The organism is Actinocrinis puniceicyclus, from assembly GCF_018283645.1.
Classification (GTDB): domain Bacteria; phylum Actinomycetota; class Actinomycetes; order Streptomycetales; family Catenulisporaceae; genus Actinocrinis; species Actinocrinis puniceicyclus.
Window position 1 is genome coordinate 1 of sequence record NZ_JAGSXH010000220.1, and the last position, 5296, is coordinate 5296.

At 68.1% G+C, this 5296-nt stretch carries 3 protein-coding genes and 1 pseudogene; all 4 read left to right on the top strand.

Going from position 1 to position 5296, the window contains the following annotated elements; genetic code table 11:
- The first annotated feature begins 358 nt into the window (after positions 1 to 358).
- Positions 359 to 484 carry a hypothetical protein gene (locus KGA66_RS31280; protein ID WP_281416873.1) on the top strand — a complete coding sequence of 42 codons (126 nt, stop codon included), beginning with the start codon at positions 359 to 361 and terminating at the stop codon, positions 482 to 484.
- Between the two features lie 730 nt (positions 485 to 1214).
- Positions 1215 to 1945: pseudogene (locus tag KGA66_RS30630) on the top strand (IS3 family transposase); the annotation flags it as partial.
- Between the two features lie 84 nt (positions 1946 to 2029).
- On the top strand, positions 2030 to 3067 hold the full coding sequence (locus tag KGA66_RS27995) for a tyrosine-type recombinase/integrase (RefSeq protein WP_211472427.1): 1038 nt from the start codon (positions 2030 to 2032) through the stop codon (positions 3065 to 3067).
- Positions 3064 to 5296, top strand: a 2233-nt coding sequence (locus KGA66_RS31895) for a tyrosine-type recombinase/integrase (RefSeq protein WP_211472429.1), incomplete at its 3' end; no start/stop codon positions are given. The genes KGA66_RS27995 and KGA66_RS31895, both read left to right, overlap by 4 nt.

Genomic DNA, 5296 nt, shown 5'->3' on the forward strand with positions numbered 1-5296 from the left:
CCCTGGTTCCCACCCGGCTACACCCCGGCCTGACCCACCACCACACCACCAGCCGAAACCAACCCGGACAACGGCAGCTACCACGCGCCCCGAACCATCACGCCCCGTGACACCGGTGAACGTTTACGTTCAGTTGTGCAGGTGATCATACGCGTGATTCGCGCTCCAGCACGGAGTTCTTGCGCAGCGGTGTTGAAACCCGGCTTGAATTCGCTCGAAGTGGTGAATCTCCTCAAGGAGACTTATTCATATTCACAAGCCTGGGTCACGTAATACAGGCCGACGATGGCGCGGAGTGTGGCGGGGACGTCTCCAGGGATGGCCGGAACCGGGTGGCCAGGTTCCTCCAGTTCTGCAGATGCACGAGTTCGCGCGTTCAATGGTGGCGCGGATGGAAGAGACGGAAGCGTTGAAGCGCTGGTCGTGCGTGATGAGTTCGGCCTTGGGCGGTTTGTGGATCGGACGGATGGTGGCGTGGCCCTGATATGCTTTGTCACCGGCGTGTCGTGGTCAGCAAGCTTGGTGGTCAAGCCGGAGGCGGCGTAGACGGACGCGTCGTGCCGTGCACCGGGGAGCGGGTCGCCCACCGCGGCGATGTCCCCGGCGATCGAGGCGGCGACCTGATGTAAACCCTGACTCCTGGTGTTTGTCGCTGTACATGCTGCATGTGTGCTTTCAGTCCCAGGTCGGGACGAGGAACCCGTCGACCAACACCGATCCGCCGTGTCCGACGGTCTCGCGCACGGTGGGTACGAACGCGGTCAGGGCGGCGCCCTGACCGCGCGAGCAAGTTGGCAATCACACACACACGCAGAGGCTTGTCACAGTGGCCGACGAAGCACTCGGGACTCCTAACAATATTCGGATGTCTGACCTACGGGAATGCGGCGTGTATCAGCCTTCATTGATGTGTCCGGAGGTGTGAGATGGCCGAAACGAAGACGAAGAGCAGGCGTCGGCCGTGGGAGGTCGAGGACGGCCTGTGTGGCGCCATCGCAGTCGTCGACCCGGCGCTGGCGCGGGTGCCCGGGGTTGCGCTTGACCTTCGGCAACAGCGGCTCGATCCCCCAGGTCGGCAGCTGGCTGGTGAAGGCGCGTCGCTGTCACAGCCCTAATAAGCTCAAGGACGTGACATCGAGTAGCTAGGGGGTTAGCCCTTGAACGTGGACACCCTGATCATTGGATCGTGAGGATCCGAGGGACAGGAGTTCCCGTTGGGGACGTATCGATACTCCGCTGAGTTCCGTGCCGACGCGGTCGCGCTGGTTCGTTCGTCGGACCGGCCGGTGGCGCAGGTGGCCCGTGACCTGGGCGTGAACCACGAGACGCTGCGCCAGTGGGTCAAGGCCGCCGAGCGGGCCGAGGACCCGGTGGTGGTGGCCGAGTCGGCGAAGGACGCCGAGATCGCGCGGCTGCGCAGGCAGGTGCGCGAACTGGAGACCGAGCGCGAGATCCTGCGCAAGGCGGCGAAGTATTTCGCGCGGGAGACGGGCTGGTGAGTCGCTTCCAGTTCGTCGAGGACCATCACCGCGCCTACGGCGTCAAGCGACTGTGCCAGATCGTGCAGGTCTCCCGCTCCGGGTTCTACCGGTGGCGCACGGCCGCCGAGACCCGGGCCGAACGCGAACGCGCCGACCGGGAGCTGGGCGCGCGTATCGTACGGATACACGCCGACTCCGAGGGCACCTATGGGCGCCCGAGGATCACCGCCGAACTGGCTGCGGCGGGCCGGAGGGTCAACCACAAGCGGGTGGGCCGCCTGATGCGCCGGCTCGGCATCGCCGGGCTGCACCTGCGCAAGAAGGTGCGCACCACCGTCCCCGAGCCCTCGGCGACACCGGTGCCGGACCTGCTGGCGCGCGAGTTCACCGCCACCGCGCCGAACACCAAGTACGTGGGCGACATCACCTACCTGCCGATCGGCGACGGGAAGTTCCTCTACCTATAAGTTACGTGGAATCACCTCTGCGGGTGGTTCCCGCTGTGGGTCGTCACCGTGGCGCTGTCGGCGTCGTTGTGTGCTTATGTGATGGAGCAGTTCTCTCGTTGGGGCGCGTTGTGCCGGTGTGAGCCTGCGGCCGAGTGGTTGCGGATCTGGTCGGACCTGGGCAAGTCGCCGCACACGATCGCGGCGTATGGGCGTGGATTGGAAGAGTTCCTCGGGTTCTGCGAGCGTGCGCGGCTGGACCCGCGGGAGGTCAAGCGCGGTGACGTCGCCTCCTATGTTCGGGAGCTGATGACCAGGCCGCATCGGAACGGCGTGAACGTGGTCAGCATGGATTCGGGCGCGGGCCTGTCGAACGCGACGCTGCAGCAGCGGCTGGTGCCAGTGCGGTTGTTCTACGACTTCCTGGCCGAGGAGGGGGTGCGCGATTCCAACCCCGTCGGGCGCGGCCGATACGCCGCCGGCCGGGGCGGCCAGGGCTCGGCGCGGGGCCTGGTACCGCGGCAGGAGAAGCTACCCTGGATCCCGGCCGAGTCCGAATGGCTGCGGTTCCTGCAGGCTGTGGGGGGCGAGCCGTCTCGCAATAAGCTGATGCTGGCGTTGGCCTACGATGCCGCTCTGCGCCGCGAGGAGTTGTGCGCGCTGCGCACCGATGATCTCGACCCTGCGCACAGGATGCTGCGGGTGCGCGCGGAGACCACGAAGAACCGGCGCGAGCGCGCGGTGCCGTACTCGGCGGCCACCGGGCAACTGCTGGGCGAATATCTGCGGCACCGCGCGACAATCAGCCGGGAGCGCGGCCCGCTGTTCCTGTCCGAGTCCCGGCGCAACCTGGCCGACCCGTTGACCCTGTGGACCTGGTCGAAGGTGGTGCGCCGCCTCGCGCTGGCCGCGGAGGTTCCGCGGTTTTCCACCCACACCACCCGGCATCTGTGCCTGACCGATCTGGCCCGGGCAGGCTGGGAGATCCACGCGATCGCCACGTTCGCCGGACATCGCAGCACCGAGACGACCATGCGGTACATCCATCTGTCGGGGCGGGACCTGTCCGAACGTCTGAGCTCGGCGATGGCCGAGGTCCACACGCTGCGCGTGTCCGCGTTGGCCGGGAGCACGCCGTGAGCGCGGCGCTGAGGCTGATGGCCGACGCACCCGGGCCCGGCGACCCGGCACGGTCCGGCCGCTGGTTCGATGTGTCCGAGTTCGACCGGCACAGCGCACTCACGGCCGCGGAGGCGGCCGCCCTGGCCGCTCTCGATCTCCGTGAGCTGCAGCGCAACCGGTCCACCGGCACCGGCCCGCCACGACGCACCGCCACCTGCTGGAACGCGCTCGAGCGGCTCCGCGACCCGGTAGACCAGGCGATCGGCGCGCTCCAGCACGAAGATTCCCCGAAATCGCGCCGTTTCGCCCGCCACGCCGGCGCGATCGTGCTCGGCAACTGCGGCGAGCTCGGGCGCGCCTGGTGGGGCTGGAGTGCCTGGGACTGGGCGAGGCTGATCGGCCCGGATCGCGCGGCCTTCAACACCGCACAGGCACGGCCCGCCGAATCCGGGGTACGCGCCTTCCTGATCGCCCTGGCCTACCAGCTCGGCGACTTCGCCGAGTTCCAGCACGTCGGCGCGTTCAACCGGCTCTACCTCGCCCACCTGGTCTTCGGACCGAGCGCCGTCGACGCCGCCATCTCCCAGGCCGGCGAGGTCGCCGCCGGGTGGGGATACCGCCATCAGCCACCCGGCGCGATGGCCGCGATCCTGCTGGCCAACCGCAGCCCCCTGCTTCGCGACCTGGACGACGCGGCGTTCGCCCGGCTCGGGCAGCACCCGACCCTGAGCGCCGACCGCAACCACTCTGCGCTCTACTCGCTCCAGCGTATCTGCGCGGACCTCGGCTATTGCCGACCGCCCGTGCGCGAGGGCCGCAACAACGCCCCCGGCCTGCCCGCGGTCCCCGAACCATGGGCGGGCTACATCGAACGCTGGCATCAGACCTCGACATTGACCCCGCACGCCCGCGCGGTCGTGCGAACCAACCTCGCCAAGGTCGGACGCTGGCTGGCCGAGCAGCATCCCGAGGCCGTCGAGCCCGCCGACTGGACCCGTGCCCTGTGCGCTGCCTGGATCGCGGCGGTGGACCGCATGAACATCGGCGACTTCGTCGCGCGCACCGACCACCTCAACGCGCGCTTCGGCCGGCCCATCGCTCCGCGCACCAAGGCCCACCTGCTGACATGCCTGCGAATCTTCTTCCACGACCTGCAGGAATGGGAATGGGTCCCGCGCCGCTTCGACCCCGGCCGCACCCTGGCCCTGCCGCGCAGCATCGCCGCGCTCATCGGCACCGACCCACGCGTCATCGCCGAGGACGTGTGGGCGAAACTGCTGTGGGCCGGGCTGAACCTCACCGCCGACGACCTGCCCGACCACGGCGGCTACTACCCCCTGCCGATACTCCGCGCCCTCGCGCTGACCTGGCTGTTCGCCGGTCTGCGCAGCGACGAGATCATCCGATTGCGCCGCGGCTGCATCCGCTGGCAACACCAGGGCCGCCCAATCACCGGCGAGGCACCCGAGATCACGGCCGACCAGGCCGTGTGCCTGCTGGACGTGCCGGTCAACAAGACCAACACCGCGTTCACGAAACCCGTCGACCCGATCCTCGGCCAGGCCATCGAAACCTGGCAGGCCCAACGACCCGACCAGCCCAAACGCCTCGACCCCAAGACCAACGAGTACGTCGAGATCCTCTTTAGCACCCGCGCCAACCCCGTAGCCCGCGACTACCTCAACCGGGCACTGATCCCGATCCTGTGCGCCAAGGCCGCGGTGCCCACCAACGACGTCCGCGGAAGAATCACCAGCCACCGGGCACGCTCAACGATCGCCACCCAGCTCTACAACGCCAAAGAACCGATGACGCTGTTCGAACTGCAAGCCTGGCTCGGGCACCGCAGCCCCGTCACCACCCAGCACTACGCGAAGATCACCCCGAACACGCTGACCAAGGCCTACACCGAGGCCGGATACTTCGCCCGCAACGTGCGCACCATCGAGGTGCTCATCGACCGCGACGCCGTCGCCGCCGCGGACGGCACCCCCTGGCAGCACTACGACCTGGGCCACGGCTGGTGCGCCTACGACTTCTTCGAACAGTGCCCACACCGCATGGCCTGCGCGAAATGCGACTTCTACACCCCGAAGAACTCCACCAAGGCCCAGATCCTCGAAGCCAAGAACAACCTCCAGCGCATGCTCACCGCCATCCCCCTGACCGAAGACGAGCAGGCCGCCGTCGAGGACGGCCAAGCCGCCCTCGACCGGCTCATCGACCGCCTGACCGACACACCCACCC